The following is a 17,167-nucleotide window of genomic DNA, read 5'->3' as shown; positions in this document are numbered from 1 at the left end:
GTTATGCTCCGGAGGCATGATCATTGAGCTGCGGCATCTGCGGGCCTTCCTCGTCATCGCCGACGAGGGCAACGTGACGCGCGCCGCCGCCCGCCTCCACGTCGGCCAGCCCGCGCTCTCGCGCACCCTGCGCCAGCTGGAGGACCACTTCGGCACCCGCCTCGCCGACCGGTCCACGCACCACTTCGAGCTGACCGCGGAGGGCCGTACGTTCCGCGACAAGGCGGCGGCCGCCATCGCCGCCGTGGAGACGGCGCTCGACCCCCGGGGCCTGCGGAGCTGGCCGCTGCGGCTCGGCCACACGTGGGCCGCGCTCGGCGACCACACCGTGCCGTTGCTGCGGCGCTGGGACGAGACGCACCCCGGCACCCCGCTGGAGCTCCTGCGCGTCGACGACCGTACGGCGGGGCTGACCCAGGGCAAGGTCGACGCGGCGCTGCTGCGCGGGGCGGTGACCGCGCCCGGTCTGCGTACGGAACTGCTCCTCGAGGAGGAGCGGTACGTCGTCATGGCGGCGGACAGCCCCCTGGCCGGGCTCGACCGCGTCACCCTCACCGACCTCGCCGCCCACCCGGTCGCCCTCAACACGGTCTCCGGCACGACGACCCTGGACCTGTGGCCGCCGGACGCCCGGCCCACGGCGACCATCGAGGTCACGAACACCGACGAGTGGCTGATCGCCGTCGCGGCGGGCCGAGCGGTGGGCGTCACCACGGCGGCGACCCCGAGCAACCACGCCCACCCGTCCCTCGTCTACCGCCTCCTCGAGGACACGCCCCCCGTCCCGCTCGTCCTGGCCTGGCGGGAGGGGGGCGGTCACCCGGCGATCCGGGACCTGGTGACCCTGGCGCACGAGGTGCTGGCAGAGGCGTAGCCGGCCAGCCGTCCCGGAGCGGCGGAGAACGCGCAAGTGCCCCCGAAAATCAAGGGGTTGTGGTCATACTGGCGAAGTGTCCTGGACCATCGAGACAGTGACCCGGTGCGTGCTCGGTACGGCGTCCGAGTCCTCGGACCTGAGTGATCTGGCCGACGAGATCGCGCGCCTGGTCGGGCACGTCCTGCCGCACGACGGGTTCTGGCTGGTGGGCCTGGACCCGGTCGCCGACGCCCCCGCCTTCGCCGCCCGGCGCCACGGCTACAGCCCGTACGCGTGCTTCCGCCTGGAGACCAGCCACCGCGCCGACCACGACCTCAACCCGTTCGCGGCCCTCGTCCGCGGCCCCCACCCGGTCCGCGTCTTCGGCACCGGCTCGCCCAAGGACGCCGTCACGGCGCCCTGGCACGAGCTGATGGCCGCCGAGGGCGTCGGCTGTGAACTGCGCGTCGCGCTCACGCTGCGCGGCCGCGCCTGGGGTGGGCTCGCGCTGCTGCGCGGGCCCGGTGCGCGGGCGTTCACCGAGGAGGACGCCGACTGCGCGGCCCGCCTCGGACCGCGCCTGGCCGCCGCCGTACGGAGCTTCGTCGGCAGGGCGGGGCGGCTCGGGCCCGCGCGCGCCGGTCCTGGCCCCGGGACGCTGATCATCGACCCGTGCAACTGGATCAGCTCCGCCACACCGGACGCGCACGCGTGGCTGCGGAGCCTGGCCACGGACCCCCTGCACGCCGACGGCGGCCGCACGGTCACCCCGCTGTGGGCGCCCCTGGTCGCCGCCCGGCGCGGGGACCGGCACACCACGGCCCGCGTCCCCACGTCCCGCGGCTGGATCACGGTCAGCGCGCAGCCCCTGGACGGCCCGCTGCAGGGACACGTGGCCGCCACCATCCAGTCGGCCCCCGCCGACCACCTGCTCACCGCCCTGTCCGCCTGGCACGGCATCACGCCCAAGGAACGGCTCGTCGTCCAGCACGCCCTGGAAGGGATGCAGGCCAAACAGATCGCGCGCCGCCTGGACCTGTCACCGCACACGGTGAACGACCACTTCAAGGCGGTCTACCGCAAGACCGGCGTGAACAGCCGCGACGAGCTGATCACGCTTCTGACGCGCTGATCACGCGCTGATCACGCTCCTGACGCGCCGATCACTCCGCTGCGGGCGGCGCCTGGAGCAGCCCCATGAACATGCGCATCAGCTCGTCCACGATCGTGTCGAGGCTCGCGTCGACGTACCCCGCCGTCCAGTCGTACAGCAGGCCGTTGACCGCCGCCACAAAGCCGAGGGCGGCTATGCGGTAGTCACGGGCGCCTATCTCGCCTCGGGCCGCCGCCTCGTCCAGCGCGGCGACGAGCAGGTCCACCCACCCCTTCCGGGCCTCCAGGCGCTGCTTCTCCAACTCGGGGCTGACCCCGGTGACTTCGACGAACGCGATGCGGACGAGGTGCGGATGGGCGGTGAGGACCTGCGCGTACGCGCGGAACGCGGCCTCGGCCTGCTCCCGCACGGAGCCCTCCACCTGCTCCGCGAGCGTCCGCATGATCGCGGACTGCGCGGCCTTCTGGACCTGGCCGTGGAGGACGGCAAGCACCTCTTCGAGGTTGCGGAACTCCTCGTAGAACTGGCGCGTGGACAGGTCGGCGCGGGCGCACAGGGCCGCGACCGACGCGGAGCGGTACGCGCCGGGGCCCGCGCCGAAGAGCTCGACGGCCGCCTCCAGGAGGCGCCCCCGCCGCTCGGCCCGGCGCTCCTCGGCGGACCTGCCTCCGTACGCCCTCGCCGGCCGCCGCGCGCCCCGCGCCTCGTCGGACAACACCGATTCCGCTCCCCTCACCCGCCGGTACCTCCACCGGTACCCCAACTCCCCGGCTTCGCACGGACATTGTCACGCCTGCGCCCTGCGCGCACTGCGATCACACCGTCAGCGCCTCCGTGACGACGGCGTCCAGATCACCCTCGTACCCGGCGTGGAACGCGGCCTCGTACGCGGCGTCGCCGATGAGCGCGCGGGCCCCCGCCTCGCAGGCCGCCCGCGCGTCGGCGAGCTCCTGGACGCCGACGCGCGCGCTGCCGATGGTCCCCCAGAGCCGGTCGGCGCCGCCGAGGAGGCGGGCGGCACGTTCGGCGTCCCCGCAGGCGAGGGCCGCGGAGGCGAGCAGATCGAGGGAGATGGCGGTGCCCAGGCTGTCGTGCAGGAGGCGTTTGCCCCGCACCGCGGCGCGGGCGTGGGCGGCGGCCTCGCCGGCCCGGCCCCGGGAGAGTTCGGCGAGGGCGAGCGTGTAGTCGCCGTAGGAGTGCAGCCAGAGCTCGCCGTGGCGTGCGGACTCGGCGCACAGCTCGCCGGAGACGGCCGCCGCCTGGTCGAACTGGCCGAGGAAGACGTGGGAGAAGGAGAGGGAGGCCCGGATCAGACCCCACGCCGAGGCGTAGCGGCCCCGCGCGGCGCGGGCGTGCGGTGCCGTGCCGAACGTCTCGACGGCCCGCGCGTGGCGGCCGTACGCGGCGAAGACGGCGCCGGTCAGAAAGGCGGCGGCCTGGGCCACGGTCGGGTCGGCGGTGTCGTCCGAGCCGGCCGCGGTCTCCCGGAAGGCGGCGGCCGTCCGGACGGCCGTCTCCGTGTCGCCGTGGCCGATGGCGATCAGGCAGCGGACCCACAGGACCTTGCCGCGCGTGTGGTCGGGGGTGTGGCGCAGGGCCAGGGCCCGGTCGAGATAGTGCCGCCCCTCCGTGGTGAACCCGCACGCGAACCAGACGAACCACAGCGCGCCGCTCAGCTCCTGGGCCCGGTACCCGTCGCCCTCGGCGAGGCAGAAGTCCAGCGCGGCACGGAAGTTGGCGTGCTCGGCGGTCGTACGGCCGTGCCAGGCCACCTGGTCGGGGCCGATCCAGGCGGCGTCGGCGGTGCGGGCCAGGGCCAGGTAGTGGTCGAAGTGGCGGCGGCGCACCTCGTCCTCCTCGCCGAGGCCGCGCAGCCAGGACGCGCCGAACTCGCGGATGGTGTCCAGCATCCGGTAGCGCGACTCGGACCCGGCGGGCTCCCACTCCACGATCGAGCTCTGGACGAGCGACGCGAGCAGGCCCGGCACGTCCCGGTCGGGCAGCCGCTCGTCCGCGCACACCCGCCGCGCCGCCTCCTTGTCGAAGGTCCCGGCGAACACCGACAGGCGGGCCCAGGCGAGGCGCTGGGCGGGCGTGCACAGCTGGTGGCTCCAGCCGATCGCGGTGCGCAGCGCCTGGTGCCAGGGCGGGTCGGCCTCGTACACCGGCTGCCGGGTCTCGCCGAGGACTTCGAAGCGGTCCTCCAGGCGCCGGTTGAGCTCGGCCGGGGTCATGTCGCGGAGGCGGGCGGCGGCCAGTTCGATGGCGAGGGGGAGCCCTTCGAGCCTGCGGCACAGGGCGGCCGCCTCGCCGCCTCCGGCGCCCTCGGCGAGGCCGAGGGTGAGGCCGGGCGGGAGGCCGGGGACCGCCTCGCCGGCCCGCCGCGTGAGCAGCGCGAGCGCGTCCGCCTCGGGCAGCGGGTCGAGCGGCACGACGTCCTCGACGGACAGGCCGAGGGGGCGGCGGCTGGTGGCGAGCACCCGCAGCCGGGGGGCCACCATCAGCAGGGCCGCCACCGTGTCGGCGCACTCCCGGACCACGTGCTCGCAGGTGTCGAGGACGAGCAGGAGATTCCGTTCGGCCAGGTACTCGGCGACCACTTCGAGCGTCGGCCGGGTGCTCTGGCCGACCAGGGGCAGCGCCTCGGCGATCGCGTAGGGCAGCATCGCGCCGTGCTCCAGGGGGGACAGCTCCACCCACCACACGCCGTCCGGGAAGCGAGGCCGCGCCTCGGCGGCGACCCGCCGCGCCAGGCAGGTCTTCCCGACGCCGCCCACCCCGCTCACCGTCACCAGGCGGTGCCGGGCCAAGCGCCCCGCGAGCTCGGCCAGTTCACCCCGTCGGCCGATCACGTCCGTGCCGCTTCCGCGCGGCAGGTTGTCCGCCGCCGCCGACCCCCGCAGATCCGCCACTTCGCCCCCCTTGAGTCCGTATACGTCAGTTCGTTACGTGTCGTTACGTGAGTCCGTATACGAGGCGGCCCGTGTCCCGCTCGGCGCTCCCGGTCCTGTTCGACGCTCCCGGCGCCGCGGCTTCGGCGTGCGGGGTGTGGCGAATCGGCCACGGACCGTCATCGAAGCTGGCACAGTACCCCGCACACAGGGGTCGTGCGCGGAAAACCGAACTTCACCAGACGACCAGGGGGACGCAGTGGAAACACAGCGCAAGTGGCTGGCCACGGCGGTGGGCGCACAGATCGCCGCGGCCTCGGTCACGGTCATCGCCCACCAGCCCCTGCACGCGCTGCTCCTGGTCGGGCCGCTCCTCGCCGCCCAGCGGCTCTCGGCGCGCGCCACCGCCGCCCTGGGCGCCGCCGCGCTCGTACTGACACTGGCGGGGGCGTGGCCCGCGTCCGTGCGCGGTCTCGCGGACGTGCTGAACATCGTGGCGGTCTCCACATGGGCGGTGGTGACGGCGCACACCCGCGCACGCGCCGAGCGTGCGCTGGACCGGATGACCCGACTCGCCGACACGGCCCAGGAGGCGCTGGCCCGCCCGCTGCCCGACCGCGTCGGCCACGTCGACCTCGCGGTCCACACGCGCCCCGCCGACGGGCACGCCCGCATAGGGGGCGACGTGCACGACGCGGTGCTCACCGCCGCGGGCCCGCGCGTGCTGCTCGCCGACGTCAAGGGGCACGGCATCCAGGCGATGCGGGTGGCCGCCGCCGTCCTCGCCGCGTTCCGGCGCACCGCCGCCACCGAGCCCGACCCGGTCCGGCTCGCCCACGCCCTCGACGACCACCTCGGCCCCGAGCTCGGCCCGGAGGACTTCGTCACCCTGCTGCTCGTCGACTTCCACCCCGGCGAGGCCCACGTCGTCAACTGCGGCCACCCGCCGCCCCTGCGCACCGGACGCCGACTGCAACTGCTCACCCCGCCGCGGCCCTCGCCCCCGCTCGGCCTGCGCCCCGCGCCCCTCCTCCAGCGCGTCCATCTGACCTCGGGCCAGCGCCTGCTCCTGTATACGGACGGGCTCACCGACGCCCGCGACGCCGACAGCGCGCCCTTCCTGCCCGACGCGCCCCGCTGCCACGCCGCCCTGTCCGCGCCCGCCCTGCCCGACGCGCTGCGGTGCCTCACCGATCTCCTGCACCACCACACCGGCGGCACCCCGCTCGCGGACGACCTCACCCTGCTGCTCGCCCAGCCCACGCCCGCCCCGGCCGACGGGATGCCCGGCGTGGCGCCCGCGTCACCTGGGTGTTCCTCAACGTCCTGACCCCACACCGAAATTGACGCGCGCACGACTCTTGCGCCGGTGTTACCGCGGGCCTACTTTCAAGTAACCAATTCTGAAGCGATGTCGTTTCAGAATTCTCGACGTAGACCTGTCATGTTCATGCCCATGTCCATGCCCATGGCCGTGTCTGTGTCTGTGTCGATGAGCGATCGCCCATGCCCGGAAGGACCTACGGACCGAAGGGACCGGAACCGTGAACAGAACGACCGCACCCGTTCGACCGCGGCGCACCCTGCGCCGCTTAGCCGCCGGGGTCGCCGTACCCGTCGCCCTGGCCGCCACCGCCCTCACCGCCGGGAGCGCCCCGGCGGGGGCCGCCGAACAGCGGGGGCAGTACCCCGTCGGCGGCGTCGCCGACGGCGTCAGCAACTTCCTCTTCAGCCCGGACGCCGTGGCCGGCGTCAACGACTGGTCGTGCAAGCCGACCGCCGAGCACCCCGAACCCGTCGTGCTCGTCCACGGCACCGGCGTGAACCTCGGCGCCAACTGGGTCAAGATCGGCCCGACGCTCGCCAACGAGGGGCACTGCGTCTTCGCCCTCAACTACGGCATGGGCAGCCCGTTCAACCTCGGCGGACGCGTCGGGGGCCTGACCGGCATCGCCAAGTCGTCCGAGGCGCTCGGCGCGTTCGTGGACAAGGTGCTCGCGAAGACCGGCGCCAAGAAGGTCGACATCGTCGGGCACTCGCAGGGCGGCATGCTGCCCAACCACTACATCAAGCGGCTCGGCGGTGCGAAGAAGGTCGACCAGCTGGTCGCGCTCGCCCCCACCAACCACGGCACGAGCCTCAGCGGCCTGGTGAACCTGGGCCGCGCGCTCGGCCTGCTCGGACTGGTCAACGACGCCTTCGACCACCTGGACCTGCAAGGCCTCAAGGACCAGGAGCAGGACTCGGCGTTCCAGAAGGCGCTGTTCGCGGACGGCGACACCGTCCCCGGCGTGCGCTACACGGTCATCGCCACGAAGAACGACATCATCGCCACCCCCTACGACCGGGGCTTCCTCAAGGGCGACGGCGTCCGCAACATCGCGCTCCAGGAGCAGTGCCCGGGTAACCCCGTGGGTCACGTGGGCCTGTTCACGGACGGCCCGACGACCCAGAACATCGTCAACACCCTGGGCCCGAACAAGCCGGACTTCAAGCCGGACTGCAAGGACTACGGGCTGCCGCTGTAGCCCTCGCGGGTGCGCCCCAGACCCGCCCCTTCCCGAACCAGGGGGCTCCGCCCCCTGGGACCCCCGCTTATCGGCGCTTCGCGCCTCGTCCTCAAACGCCGGACGGGCTAAAACCTTGCCGCACCGGCGAGAATTCAAGCCCCTCCGGCGTTTGAGGAGCGGGGTCTGGGGCGGAGCCCCAGGTCGGGAAGGGGCGGGCATGGGGGCCTCCCAGCCGGATCACACCCCGGCGAGCACCGCGACAACAGCCACCACGGCCCCGACCACCCCCAACAGGCCCCCGGCCAGAACCCGTTGGCGCAGCCGCCGGTACCGGCCCTCGTACTCGGCGCGCAGCTCCCCGCACCGCCGGGCGGTGTGGCGCCAGGTGTGGCGCGTGAGGGCGAGGTGGTCGTCGGCGTAGGCCCGCTCGACCTCCTCGCGTTCCGCGTCCGTGAGCCAGGGCAGGCGGCGGGCGAAGCGAGCGGCGGCGGCGCGGCTTTCGGTGCGGGCGGACTCCACGAGGAGGTGGCCCTCGATCTCGTGGATGAGGAGGGCCGTGTCGACGGCCGGGCGGTCGTCCATGGCGGTCACAGCGCGGCCCTCTCCGGCGTCGGGGCCAGCTCCCGGGAGTCCGCCTCGACCTCCGGATGGTGCAGATCGAACGCCGGGGACTCGGAGCGTATGCGCGGCAGCGACACGAAGTTGTGGCGTGGCGGCGGGCAGGACGTCGCCCACTCCAGGGAGCGGCCGTAGCCCCAGGGGTCGTCCGCCTCGACGTACTCCCCGTACTTCGCCGTCTTCCAGATGTTGTAGAAGAACGGGAGGAGGGACATGCCGAGGAGGAACGAGAAGATCGTGGAGAGGGTGTTGAGGCCGGTGAAGCCCTCGGCGTCCAGGTAGTCGGGGACGCGGCGCTGCATTCCGGCCGCGCCCAGCCAGTGCTGGACGAGGAACGTGCCGTGGAAGCCGACGAAGAGGGTCCAGAAGGTGATCTTCCCCAGGCGCTCGTCGAGCAGCTTCCCCGTGAACTTGGGCCACCAGAAGTGGAATCCGGCGAACATCGCGAAGACGACCGTGCCGAAGATGACGTAGTGGAAGTGCGCGACGACGAAGTACGAGTCGGTCACCGCGAAGTCCATCGGCGGGGAGGCAAGGAGCACTCCGGTCAGGCCGCCGAACACGAACGTGATGAGGAAGCCGGTCGCCCAGAGCATCGGGGTCTCGAAGGACAGCGAGCCCTTCCACATGGTGCCGATCCAGTTGAAGAACTTCACGCCCGTCGGTACGGCGATCAGGAACGTCATGAAGGAGAAGAAGGGCAGCAGGACCGCGCCCGTCGCGTACATGTGGTGGGCCCACACCGTCACCGACAGGCCCGCGATCGCGATGGTCGCGCCCACCAGGCCCATGTAGCCGAACATCGGCTTCCGGGAGAAGACCGGGATGACCTCGGAAATGATGCCGAAGAAGGGGAGGGCGATGATGTAGACCTCTGGGTGGCCGAAGAACCAGAAGAGGTGCTGCCACAGCAGCGTCCCGCCGTTCGCCGCGTCGAAGATGTGCGCGCCGAACTTCCGGTCCACCTCCAGGGCGAAGAGGGCCGCCGCCAGGACGGGGAACGCGAGCAGCGCGAGGACGCCGGTCAGGAGCACGTTCCAGGTGAAGATCGGCATGCGGAACATCGTCATGCCGGGGGCGCGCATGCAGATGATGGTCGTGATGAAGTTGACCGAGCCGAGGATCGTGCCGAAGCCGGAGAAGGCGAGCCCCATGATCCACAGGTCGGCGCCGATGTTCGTGGAGTGCACGGAGTCCGTCAGGGGCGCGTACCCGGTCCAGCCGAAGTCCGCCGCGCCGCCCGGCGTGAGGAAGCCCCCGACCGCGATCAGCGAGCCGAACAGGTACAGCCAGTAGGCCAGCATGTTCAGGCGCGGGAACGCCACGTCGGGCGCGCCGATCTGGAGCGGCATGATCCAGTTAGCGAAGCCCGCGAACAGCGGTGTCGCGAACATCAGCAGCATGATCGTGCCGTGCATCGTGAACGCCTGGTTGAACTGCTCGTTCGACATGATCTGCAGGCCGGGCCTGGCCAGCTCGGCGCGCATGAACAGCGCCATCACGCCGCCGATGCAGAAGAACGCGAACGCCGTCACCAGATACAGCGTGCCGATCGTCTTGTGGTCCGTGGTCGTCAGCCACTTCACGGTTGACCTCATGCCCCGTACGTGTCCGCCACCCCCCGCCCCGTTCACCGCACCGACCTGCCCGAAAGATCACACCCGCCGGCTGTGAAGATCGGGGGCATGCCGGACACCTACGGTTCATGAGCACGGACGAAGCCTTCGCGGCCGCCTACCGCGAGCACTACTGGGCGGTCAGCCGCTTCGTGGCGCGCAGACTCGACGCGGGGGAGGCGCACGAGGTCGAGGAGGTGGTGGCGGACGTCTTCTCCATAGCCTGGCGGCGCCGCGCCGACCTGCCCGAATCCCCGCTGCCCTGGCTGTACGGCGTCGCCCGCAACTGCCTCGCCAACACCGTGCGCGGCCGCGGCCGCTACCGCCGCCTCCTGCACCGCATCGGCCACCACGAGGCCGCCCACCACGGCCAGGTCGTCGAGAGCCCCGACGCCGAACGCCCCGGCTCCTGGGTGCACGAGGCCCTCGCCCGCCTCGGCCCCGCCGACCAGGAGGCGCTGCGCCTGACCACCTGGGAGGAGCTCGGCGTCGACGACCTCGCCGTGGCCCTGGGGTGCAGCCGCAGCGCCGCCGCCATGCGCCTGCACCGGGCCCGCCGCCGACTGCGCGACGAGATCGACCGGATGCGGATGAACGTACCCACAGCACGAACGGCAGGAGACGGCGACCGTGACTGACGAACTTGACCTGCTGCGCGCGGCGAACCCCGCCTCCGCCACCGAGGGCCCCTGGCGCGACCGCCCCCTGGACGCCACCGCCGAGCGCGCCCTGAACCAGCTCCTGCACCGCACCCGCACCCGCCGCGCCCGGCGCCGCATCGTGCTGTGGGCGGAGGCCGCCGTCGTCGCCGTCGCCGCGGTCCTCGCGCTCACCCTGCCCGACCTGGCCGCCACGTCCGCCACGGCCGCGCCGAGCGCCCTGCGCCCACGCGCCGGGTCCGCCGCCGTGCCGCTCGCCGAGGTCGCCGAGCGGGCGGAGGCCGCCGCGCGCGACGGCAGGCCGACGCTGCGCAAGGGCACCCACGTACAGAGCTGGAGCCTCGCCATGGACTCCGGGCCCGACGCGGAGCGGCCGGTCACGCTGCCCGAGGAGCGGGAGGTGCGCTGGCAGGCCGACGGCAGCCGCACCGAGCGCGTCGAGTCCGACGGCAAGCTGCTCAGCGAGCGCATCTACCCGCCGACCTGGCCCGACGCCCCGCCCCAGGCCCGGCCCCCGCACACCCCCGCGGCCCTGCGCCACTACCTCACGGACGCCCACGACGGCGGCGTCGCCCGCCGTACGGGCCCCCTCACCCCCGCCCAGCTCCTCGACTCCCTGCCGCCGCTGCTCGACAACTGGACCCTCGGCGCCCGCGAGACCGCCGCCCTCGCCGACGTCCTCGCGCAGGCGGAAGGGCTGCGCCCGGCCGGCGCGGTCACCGACCGGCTCGGCCGCTCGGGGCAGGCGTACGTGTACCGGGCCGCCGACCAGCACCTGCGCTACATGCTGATCCTCGACCCGGAGAACGGGACGGTCCTCGGCCTTGAGCTGATGTTCACCAAGGCGCAGCCGGACATCGGGGTGCGGGCGGGGGACGTCATGTCGTACAGCGCGTGGCGCCGCTGAGCCTCAGTCGGCGGTCGCGGCGCGCGCGACGGCGTCGGTCACCGCCTGCCCGATGCGCCGGATCCCCGGCGAACGCACCTGGCACGGCTTGGGCTTCGACGTGGTCGGGGCCAGACAGAAGTGCAGGTAGTCGTCCTTGAGGTGCAGCGCGGTACGGCCGCCCGGCTCGGTGCAGTACGAGGGGTGCGCGCGCTCGTACGCCGTGCAGGGCAGCTCCCGCACCCAGGTGTAGCGGGCGGTGGCCGGGCTCACCGCCCTGCCCGCGTCGGCGAGCAGCTCGGCGTGCGCCGCGCCGCGCCGCCGGTAGATGTCGTTGACCTGCCGGACCCGGTCCGGCGTGATCGGGTCGGGGCCCTGGAGCACCCACACCACCTTGGGCGGCCTGGCCCCCGCGTCCCGCGCGGCGTCCCCGATCTGCCCGGCGAGCCTGCGCGCGTCGGCCTCGTACCGCGCGAAGTACCGCTCCCGCGCCTTGTCGTACGTGATGCCGTCCATGCACGGCGTGTAGCCCCACGCGTTGCCCCAGAACTGGAGCACCACGAAGTCGGGCCGCGTCGACCGCACCAGGGCCGCCGCCTTGTCCTTGTCCGGTACGAGGGAGTCCTCGCCGGTGCCCTCCAGGTAGTCGCAGAGGGTGGTGCCGGAGTAGGGGGCGCTGGTGTAGCGGGCGCCGAGCCGGTCGCGGAGGAGGCCGCCGAGGACGACCTGGTTCTCCATGGCGAGGGAGTCGCCGAGGTAGAGGACGGTGGGCTTGGGCCGCGGTGCGGACTTGCCGTGTTTCTGCTGGCGCGCGGGCGGTTCGTTGGCGCGCTGGCGGGTGGTCTGGGACGGCTTGTCGGCGGCGCCCGGCTCGGCCGGGGGTGGCCCTTCGGACTCCGCCCCCGGGTCACCGCACGCCCCGAGCAGCAGCATCAGCGCCGCCACCCCACCCGCCAACCGCCTGCGCATCTGCGAACTCCCGGATCAGGCAACGGAATCGGCCCACCAGGCAAGCACACCCACGCCCTTCGCGGAAGTCAGACGCGTGACTCCCGCCGTGACGGTGGCCATGACTCCGGCAGGAGATGGCCGATGAGCAGCTTGACGCACAACACGGGAGCGAGCCAGGCGAGTTCGTCCGGTACGGCGACGGGCGTCGCGGCGGCGACGGCGAGGACGGTCACGCCGAAGGCCGCGGGCCGCCGCACCTCGCCCGGCACCGCCGTCACGACGACGGCCCCGCCGAGCACGATCGCGTAGACCACGGCCGCGGCCCCCCACCCGAACCCCGGCACGGCCAGGGCCAGCAGGAACGGCTGCACATGCCCGGCCACGAAGCCGAGGTGGTGCCGGGCCGTCCTGCCCGGCCGGTGGAACTGCCGCTTCGCGGCGGCGGTCGCGTTGACGGCGGCACCGCCGAAGAGGTCGAAGGCGACGACGGCGACCACCGTCGTGCTGATCCACGACGGGTCGGCGTCCATCGCCAGGAGCACCGTCGCGAGCACGCTCCCGGCCGCGGCGGTGCCGTAACAGGTCACGCGGTCGGCGGCACGGGCGCCGGGCCCGATCAGGCGCTCGTCGAGCCATAAGACCCAGGGCGCGGGGGAGTCGGGAGCCTTCGCGTGCGTGTCCTGCGTCATCGGCCGCCCTCCCGCCGCCGCAGGCCGTCCAGGCATACGTCGACGATGGGCCCGGCGAGCCGGTCGAGGGGCAGGGCCGGGTCGACCAGCCACTGCACGACGCAGCCCTCGATCGCGCCGACGACCACGGCCGCGTGCGGCGCGCCGACGCCCGCGCGCGCGGTGCCGTCGGCGGCGGCCTCGCCGAGGAGGGCGGCGACCGTCGCGCGGTAGTCGCGGTAGACGGCGGCCATGTCGACGGGCGGCGTCGGGCCGCCGCGGGCTCCGGCGGCCCAGACGTCGAGCAGGACGCGGGTCCGGTCCGGCTCGGCGGCGAGCAGGGCGACGACCGTCCTGACCAGCGCGGCCAGGCGGTCGAGCGGAGGTCCGCCGCCGTCGGCGACCTCCTCAAGGACGCGCGCGGACGCGGCCGCGTACTCCTCGAACGCGGCGGTGAGCAGCTCCTCTCTGCTGTCGAACTCCAGATAGACGCTGCCCTTGCCGATCCCGGCCTCCGCCGCGACGTCCTCGATCCGCGCCGCCGCGAACCCCTTGCGGGCGAAGACCCGCACGGCGGCGTCGAGCACCTTCTGCCGCCGGGCGGCACGGTCGACCCTCTTCGGTGACATGACGCACGCACCCCACTCCGTGGCTGACTGGTCAGTCATCGTAGGGCCGGGCCGTCTGCCTCCGGAAGTCCCTGACCTCGGGCATTACTTCACACGTAATCGACCCTCTCCGCCCCGCCCGGCAGTCTGAAGTCACCCGGAACCCGGGCGGCGCACTCCGCTCGGGCTCCGGCACCGACATCCACGTACTCGCCATCCACGTATGCACAGGAGGCTGAACAGCCATGGCCGCACCTGAAGTTCACCAGACCGCCGTCGTCCGCTACTTCGAGGCGTGGAACGCCGGTGACCCCGAGGCTGTCCGCAAGGCCGTCGCCGCCGCCTGGACCGAGGACGGGACCTACACCGACCCGCTCGCGGACGTCACCGGGCACGAGGGGGTCGCGGGGGTCATCGACGCGGCGCACGAGCAGTTCCCGGGCTTCACGTTCCGCTGGGACGGCGAGGTCGACGGGCACCACGGGATCGCCCGGTTCTCCTGGGAGTTGGTGTCCGGCGCCGACGGTTCCGCGCCCGTCGCCGGGTCCGACGTGATCGAGCTCGCCGAAGACGGCCGGATCCGGTCCGTGTACGGGTTCCTGGACCGTGTACCCGAGCAGTAGGGGGGAGTGGGTAGGGGGGAAGGCGGGAGCCCCGGGCCGGTGACGGCCCGGGGCTCCCGTACGCGTGTGTCGCGCGTGTGTCGCGTGTGTGGGTCGCGGTGGCGCGTTACGCCTCGCGCGGCGAGACCTCGCCCATCGCGCCCCAGCCGTCCATGCCCGGGATCTCGGTGCTGACGATCTGGGGGGTGGACGCGATGGCGTACGACATCGTGTCCATCGCGGCCGCGAAGTGTGCGGACTGCACGTGCTCGCGGCCCGCGTCGCCGTCCTTGAACGCCTCGACCAGGACGAACTGGTGCGGGTTGTCGACGCTGCGGGACCACTCGAAGAAGATGTTGCCCGGCTCGTTCCGGGTGGCCTTGGTGAAGTCGTCGACGAGGTCGAGCCAGTCGTCGCTGCGCTCGGGGCGGACGGTGAATTTCACGGTGATGAAGATCATGGGTCGTCGTTCCTCATAGCTTTTAGGTGCTATACGAACGTACCCGACAAACCGACCCATGCGCCCCGTCGTGCCTGGTGCGCGCGGCTACCGGGCGACGAACTGCGTCAGGATCGCCTGCACCTCGTAGATGTCGACGCCCTTGGTGAAGGTCTTCTCGATCGGCACCGGGTTGCTGGAGATCCAGATCTTGAGCTCGGCGTCGAGGTCGAAGTGGCCCGCGGTCTCCACGGAGAAGTGCGAGATGCTCCGGTACGGCACGGAGTGGTACTCGACCTTCTTGCCGGTCATGCCCTGCTTGTCGACGAAGATCAGCCGCCGGTCCGTGAGCAGGATCGTGTCGCGTATCAGGCGGTACGCGGCGTACACCTGCTCGCCGTTCCCCATGAGGCGCGCGTACTCCTGCTGCGCCGACGCCGGATTGACGGTGTGCGCGTTCCCGAACAGCGCCATGACGGATCCCCCTCGTATGGAAGTCTTCGTTCGAGCCTAACCCCGCTGCCGGGCCCTCCGGGCGGGCCGCGGGCTCTCGGCGGGCGTGGCCAGATGGCCCTCGACCAGGCGGTTCAGGGCACGAAGGAGCGCCGTGCGGTCCGTCTTCGGCAGGGCGCCGAGCGCCTCTTCGTGCACGCGGTCGACGATCTCCTGGCTGCGGACGGCGACCTTCGCGCCTTCGTCGGTGACGGCGATGATGCGGGCCCGCCGGTCCTGGCTCGACGGGCGGCGCTCGGCGAGCCCGGCCCGCTCCAGGGCGTCCACGGTGACGACCATCGTCGTCTTGTCCATGTCCCCGATCTCGGCGAGCTGCGCCTGCGTGCGCTCCTCGCCGATGGCGTGCACCAGGACGCAGTGCATCCGCGCGGTCAGGCCGATCTCGGCGAGCGCCGCCGCCATCCGCGTACGCAGGACATGGCTCGTGTGGTCGAGGAGGAAGGACAGGTCCGGTTCCGTGCGGGTGGGTGCCATGGCGGTCATGGCGCCAGCGTAGCCGAGAAAGCGGATATGCGCCCGAGGTAGATAGTCTGCAACGGAACTATCTGTTACGGTCCTGCCCATCGAGCGCGCCGCCTCTTCGGCGGTGCCCGCAGACAGGAGTCCCTCATGGCCGCCACCGCAGCGTCCGACGTCCCGGCCCCCGCGTCCCCCGCCGCGTCCTCCGCGTCCTCCGCGTCCCCCGTGTCTTCCGGGTCCGCCGCGCCTCCCGCGCCTCCCGGCCGCTCCCGACGCCTCGCCCTCGGTGTCATCGCCACCGGCATGCTGATGATCGTCCTCGACGGCAGCATCGTCACCGTCGCGATGCCTGCCATGCAGAAGGAGCTGAACTTCACGCCCGCGGGCCTGAGTTGGGTGGTCAACGCCTATCTGATCGCCTTCGGCAGCCTGCTGCTCCTCGCCGGGCGGCTCGGCGACCTCGTCGGCCGCAAGCGGATGTTCGTGGCCGGCATCGGCGTGTTCACGCTCGCCTCGGTCCTCGCGGGCGTGGCCACGAACCCGGCCACGCTCATCGCCGCCCGGTTCCTCCAGGGCATCGGCGGCGCGATGAGCTCCGCGGTGAGCCTCGGCATCCTCGTCACACTGTTCACCGAGCCCAAGGAACGGGCCAAGGCCATCGCCGTGTTCAGCTTCACCGGCGCCGCGGGGGCCTCGATCGGGCAGGCGCTCGGCGGCGTCCTCACCGACGGCCTGAACTGGCACTGGATCTTCTTCATCAACCTGCCGATCGGCCTCGCCGCGCTGCTCCTCGCCCTGCCCGCCCTCCCCGCCGACCGCGGCCTCGGGCTGCGCGCCGGCGCCGACGTGATCGGCGCCCTCCTGGTCACCGCGGGCCTGATGCTCGGCATCTACAGCATCGTCAAGGTCGAGGAGCACGGCTGGGTCTCCGCGCACACGCTCGGCTTCGGCGCGCTCGCCGTCGCGCTGCTCGGCGCGTTCGCCGTCCGGCAGGCCAAGGTGCGTACGCCGCTCCTTCCGCTCAGGATGTTCCGCTCGCGCAGCGTCACCGGCGCCAACCTGATCCAGCTGCTCCTGGTCTCCGCGATGTTCGCCTTCCAGGTCCTGGTCGGCCTCTACCTCCAGAACGTGCTCGGCTACGGCGCCGCCGAGACCGGCTTCGCCATGCTTCCGGCGGCGGTCGTCATCGGGGCGGTGTCCCTCGGCGTCTCGGCCCGCCTCAACGCCCGCTTCGGCGAGCGGCGCGTGCTGGTCGCGGGGCTCGTCCTGCTCACCGGTGTCCTCGGGCTCCTCGCCCGGGTCCCCGTGCACGCCACCTACTGGATCGACCTGCTGCCCGTCATGCTGCTCGCCGCGGGCTTCGGGCTCGCCCTGCCTGCCCTGACGACGCTCGCGATGTCCGGGGCGCGGGAGGACGACGCCGGGCTTGCGTCGGGGCTGTTCAACACGATGCAGCAGGTGGGCGGGGCGGTGGGGGTGGCGGTGTTGTCGACGCTCGCGGCGTCCCGTACGGAGCGGCTGCTCGCCGCGGGAGGTGACAGGGCCGAGGCCCTGACGTCCGGATATCGTCTGGCGTTCGCGGTGGGTACGGGGCTGCTCGTGACCGCGTTCGTGGTGGCCCTCGTAGTCCTGCGCGACCGCCGCCGCACCTGACCCCGCTGGGGGCTCCGCCCCCAGACCCCCTCCTCTCCGGCGCTCCGCGCCTCGTCCTCAAACGCCGGACAGGCTGATTCCCCCACCCACCCGCCCTTCCCACTGGGGCTGTCGCCCCAGACCC

18 protein-coding genes are annotated in these 17,167 nt (G+C 72.8%); 8 read left to right on the top strand and 10 right to left on the bottom strand.

Annotated elements, in window-relative coordinates; translation table 11 throughout:
- Window positions 1–16 precede the first annotated feature (16 nt).
- A complete protein-coding gene (locus tag ACFWZ5_RS33580; RefSeq protein ID WP_384799277.1) occupies window positions 17–874 on the top strand; it encodes a LysR family transcriptional regulator in 858 nt (285 codons plus the stop codon).
- 76 nt (window positions 875–950) lie between these two features.
- Window positions 951–1,988: a helix-turn-helix transcriptional regulator gene (locus ACFWZ5_RS33575; protein ID WP_384799280.1), complete on the top strand. Its 1,038-nt coding sequence runs from the start codon at window positions 951–953 to the stop codon at window positions 1,986–1,988.
- 31 nt (window positions 1,989–2,019) lie between these two features.
- On the opposite strand, the gene ACFWZ5_RS33570 is transcribed toward ACFWZ5_RS33575, so the two are convergent.
- Window positions 2,020–2,688 (bottom strand): TetR/AcrR family transcriptional regulator, encoded by a 669-nt coding sequence (locus ACFWZ5_RS33570; RefSeq protein ID WP_384799283.1) that lies wholly within the window; start codon window positions 2,686–2,688, stop codon window positions 2,020–2,022.
- Between the two features lie 97 nt (window positions 2,689–2,785).
- Window positions 2,786–4,882 (bottom strand): ATP-binding protein, encoded by a 2,097-nt coding sequence (locus tag ACFWZ5_RS33565; RefSeq protein WP_384799286.1) that lies wholly within the window; start codon window positions 4,880–4,882, stop codon window positions 2,786–2,788.
- A gap of 238 nt (window positions 4,883–5,120) precedes the next feature.
- Between ACFWZ5_RS33565 and ACFWZ5_RS33560 the strand changes: the two genes are divergently transcribed.
- Window positions 5,121–6,191: a PP2C family protein-serine/threonine phosphatase gene (locus ACFWZ5_RS33560; protein ID WP_384799289.1), complete on the top strand. Its 1,071-nt coding sequence runs from the start codon at window positions 5,121–5,123 to the stop codon at window positions 6,189–6,191.
- A 214-nt stretch (window positions 6,192–6,405) separates the two neighbouring features.
- Window positions 6,406–7,389, top strand: coding sequence for an esterase/lipase family protein (locus ACFWZ5_RS33555; protein ID WP_384799292.1), 984 nt, complete (start codon window positions 6,406–6,408; stop codon window positions 7,387–7,389).
- Between the two features lie 219 nt (window positions 7,390–7,608).
- Here ACFWZ5_RS33555 and ACFWZ5_RS33550 read toward each other — a convergent pair whose 3' ends face one another.
- Both ACFWZ5_RS33550 and ctaD read right to left on the bottom strand, forming a co-directional pair.
- On the bottom strand, window positions 7,609–7,953 hold the full coding sequence (locus ACFWZ5_RS33550; RefSeq protein WP_384805575.1) for a hypothetical protein: 345 nt from the start codon (window positions 7,951–7,953) through the stop codon (window positions 7,609–7,611).
- 5 nt (window positions 7,954–7,958) lie between these two features.
- Window positions 7,959–9,587, bottom strand: a complete 1,629-nt coding sequence (gene ctaD / locus ACFWZ5_RS33545; protein ID WP_384805562.1) for a cytochrome c oxidase subunit I — start codon at window positions 9,585–9,587, stop codon at window positions 7,959–7,961.
- Between the two features lie 107 nt (window positions 9,588–9,694).
- Here ctaD and ACFWZ5_RS33540 point away from each other — a divergent pair, with 107 nt between their 5' ends.
- Window positions 9,695–10,243 (top strand): RNA polymerase sigma factor, encoded by a 549-nt coding sequence (locus ACFWZ5_RS33540; RefSeq protein WP_384805564.1) that lies wholly within the window; start codon window positions 9,695–9,697, stop codon window positions 10,241–10,243.
- Window positions 10,236–11,171, top strand: coding sequence for a CU044_5270 family protein (locus ACFWZ5_RS33535; protein ID WP_384805566.1), 936 nt, complete (start codon window positions 10,236–10,238; stop codon window positions 11,169–11,171). The genes ACFWZ5_RS33540 and ACFWZ5_RS33535 overlap by 8 nt, the downstream gene beginning before the upstream one ends.
- A gap of 3 nt (window positions 11,172–11,174) precedes the next feature.
- Here ACFWZ5_RS33535 and ACFWZ5_RS33530 read toward each other — a convergent pair whose 3' ends face one another.
- The 3 genes from ACFWZ5_RS33530 to ACFWZ5_RS33520 form a co-directional block, all read right to left on the bottom strand.
- Window positions 11,175–12,119, bottom strand: coding sequence for an SGNH/GDSL hydrolase family protein (locus ACFWZ5_RS33530; RefSeq protein WP_384805567.1), 945 nt, complete (start codon window positions 12,117–12,119; stop codon window positions 11,175–11,177).
- A 68-nt stretch (window positions 12,120–12,187) separates the two neighbouring features.
- On the bottom strand, window positions 12,188–12,790 hold the full coding sequence (locus ACFWZ5_RS33525; RefSeq protein WP_384805569.1) for a hypothetical protein: 603 nt from the start codon (window positions 12,788–12,790) through the stop codon (window positions 12,188–12,190).
- Entirely contained in the window at window positions 12,787–13,398 is a 612-nt protein-coding gene (locus tag ACFWZ5_RS33520) for a TetR/AcrR family transcriptional regulator (RefSeq protein WP_384805571.1), read from the bottom strand. The genes ACFWZ5_RS33525 and ACFWZ5_RS33520 overlap by 4 nt, the downstream gene beginning before the upstream one ends.
- Window positions 13,399–13,622: 224 nt before the next feature.
- Between ACFWZ5_RS33520 and ACFWZ5_RS33515 the strand changes: the two genes are divergently transcribed.
- Window positions 13,623–14,000: a nuclear transport factor 2 family protein gene (locus ACFWZ5_RS33515; protein WP_384805573.1), complete on the top strand. Its 378-nt coding sequence runs from the start codon at window positions 13,623–13,625 to the stop codon at window positions 13,998–14,000.
- 106 nt (window positions 14,001–14,106) lie between these two features.
- Here ACFWZ5_RS33515 and ACFWZ5_RS33510 read toward each other — a convergent pair whose 3' ends face one another.
- From ACFWZ5_RS33510 to ACFWZ5_RS33500, 3 genes are all read right to left on the bottom strand, one after another.
- Window positions 14,107–14,439 carry a putative quinol monooxygenase gene (locus ACFWZ5_RS33510; RefSeq protein WP_384806622.1) on the bottom strand — a complete coding sequence of 111 codons (333 nt, stop codon included), beginning with the start codon at window positions 14,437–14,439 and terminating at the stop codon, window positions 14,107–14,109.
- Between the two features lie 87 nt (window positions 14,440–14,526).
- The gene (locus ACFWZ5_RS33505; RefSeq protein WP_384806620.1) at window positions 14,527–14,892 is read right to left on the bottom strand and encodes a PH domain-containing protein; all 366 of its coding nucleotides are present in this window, start codon (window positions 14,890–14,892) and stop codon (window positions 14,527–14,529) included.
- A 36-nt stretch (window positions 14,893–14,928) separates the two neighbouring features.
- Window positions 14,929–15,414 carry a MarR family winged helix-turn-helix transcriptional regulator gene (locus ACFWZ5_RS33500; RefSeq protein ID WP_384806618.1) on the bottom strand — a complete coding sequence of 162 codons (486 nt, stop codon included), beginning with the start codon at window positions 15,412–15,414 and terminating at the stop codon, window positions 14,929–14,931.
- A 279-nt stretch (window positions 15,415–15,693) separates the two neighbouring features.
- Between ACFWZ5_RS33500 and ACFWZ5_RS33495 the strand changes: the two genes are divergently transcribed.
- Window positions 15,694–17,043, top strand: a complete 1,350-nt coding sequence (locus tag ACFWZ5_RS33495; RefSeq protein WP_384806624.1) for an MFS transporter — start codon at window positions 15,694–15,696, stop codon at window positions 17,041–17,043.
- Window positions 17,044–17,167: the final 124 nt, after the last annotated feature.

Origin of the sequence: Streptomyces sp. NPDC059003, from assembly GCF_042740445.1 — a bacterium.
In the GTDB taxonomy this organism is placed as follows: domain Bacteria; phylum Actinomycetota; class Actinomycetes; order Streptomycetales; family Streptomycetaceae; genus Streptomyces.
The sequence above is the reverse complement of the archived record's forward strand: the minus strand, read 5'-3'. Positions and strand labels throughout refer to the sequence as shown.

Coding starts and splice junctions, on each gene's coding strand:
- ACFWZ5_RS33580 (WP_384799277.1), top strand. CDS start 17: ATGATCATTGAGCTGCGGCATCTGCGGGCCTTCCTCGTCATCGCCGAC.
- ACFWZ5_RS33550 (WP_384805575.1), bottom strand. CDS start 7,953: ATGGACGACCGCCCGGCCGTCGACACGGCCCTCCTCATCCACGAGATC.
- ctaD (WP_384805562.1), bottom strand. CDS start 9,587: ATGAGGTCAACCGTGAAGTGGCTGACGACCACGGACCACAAGACGATC.
- ACFWZ5_RS33540 (WP_384805564.1), top strand. CDS start 9,695: ATGAGCACGGACGAAGCCTTCGCGGCCGCCTACCGCGAGCACTACTGG.
- ACFWZ5_RS33530 (WP_384805567.1), bottom strand. CDS start 12,119: ATGCGCAGGCGGTTGGCGGGTGGGGTGGCGGCGCTGATGCTGCTGCTC.
- ACFWZ5_RS33525 (WP_384805569.1), bottom strand. CDS start 12,790: ATGACGCAGGACACGCACGCGAAGGCTCCCGACTCCCCCGCGCCCTGG.
- ACFWZ5_RS33520 (WP_384805571.1), bottom strand. CDS start 13,398: ATGTCACCGAAGAGGGTCGACCGTGCCGCCCGGCGGCAGAAGGTGCTC.
- ACFWZ5_RS33515 (WP_384805573.1), top strand. CDS start 13,623: ATGGCCGCACCTGAAGTTCACCAGACCGCCGTCGTCCGCTACTTCGAG.
- ACFWZ5_RS33510 (WP_384806622.1), bottom strand. CDS start 14,439: ATGATCTTCATCACCGTGAAATTCACCGTCCGCCCCGAGCGCAGCGAC.
- ACFWZ5_RS33505 (WP_384806620.1), bottom strand. CDS start 14,892: ATGGCGCTGTTCGGGAACGCGCACACCGTCAATCCGGCGTCGGCGCAG.
- ACFWZ5_RS33500 (WP_384806618.1), bottom strand. CDS start 15,414: ATGACCGCCATGGCACCCACCCGCACGGAACCGGACCTGTCCTTCCTC.
- ACFWZ5_RS33495 (WP_384806624.1), top strand. CDS start 15,694: ATGCTGATGATCGTCCTCGACGGCAGCATCGTCACCGTCGCGATGCCT.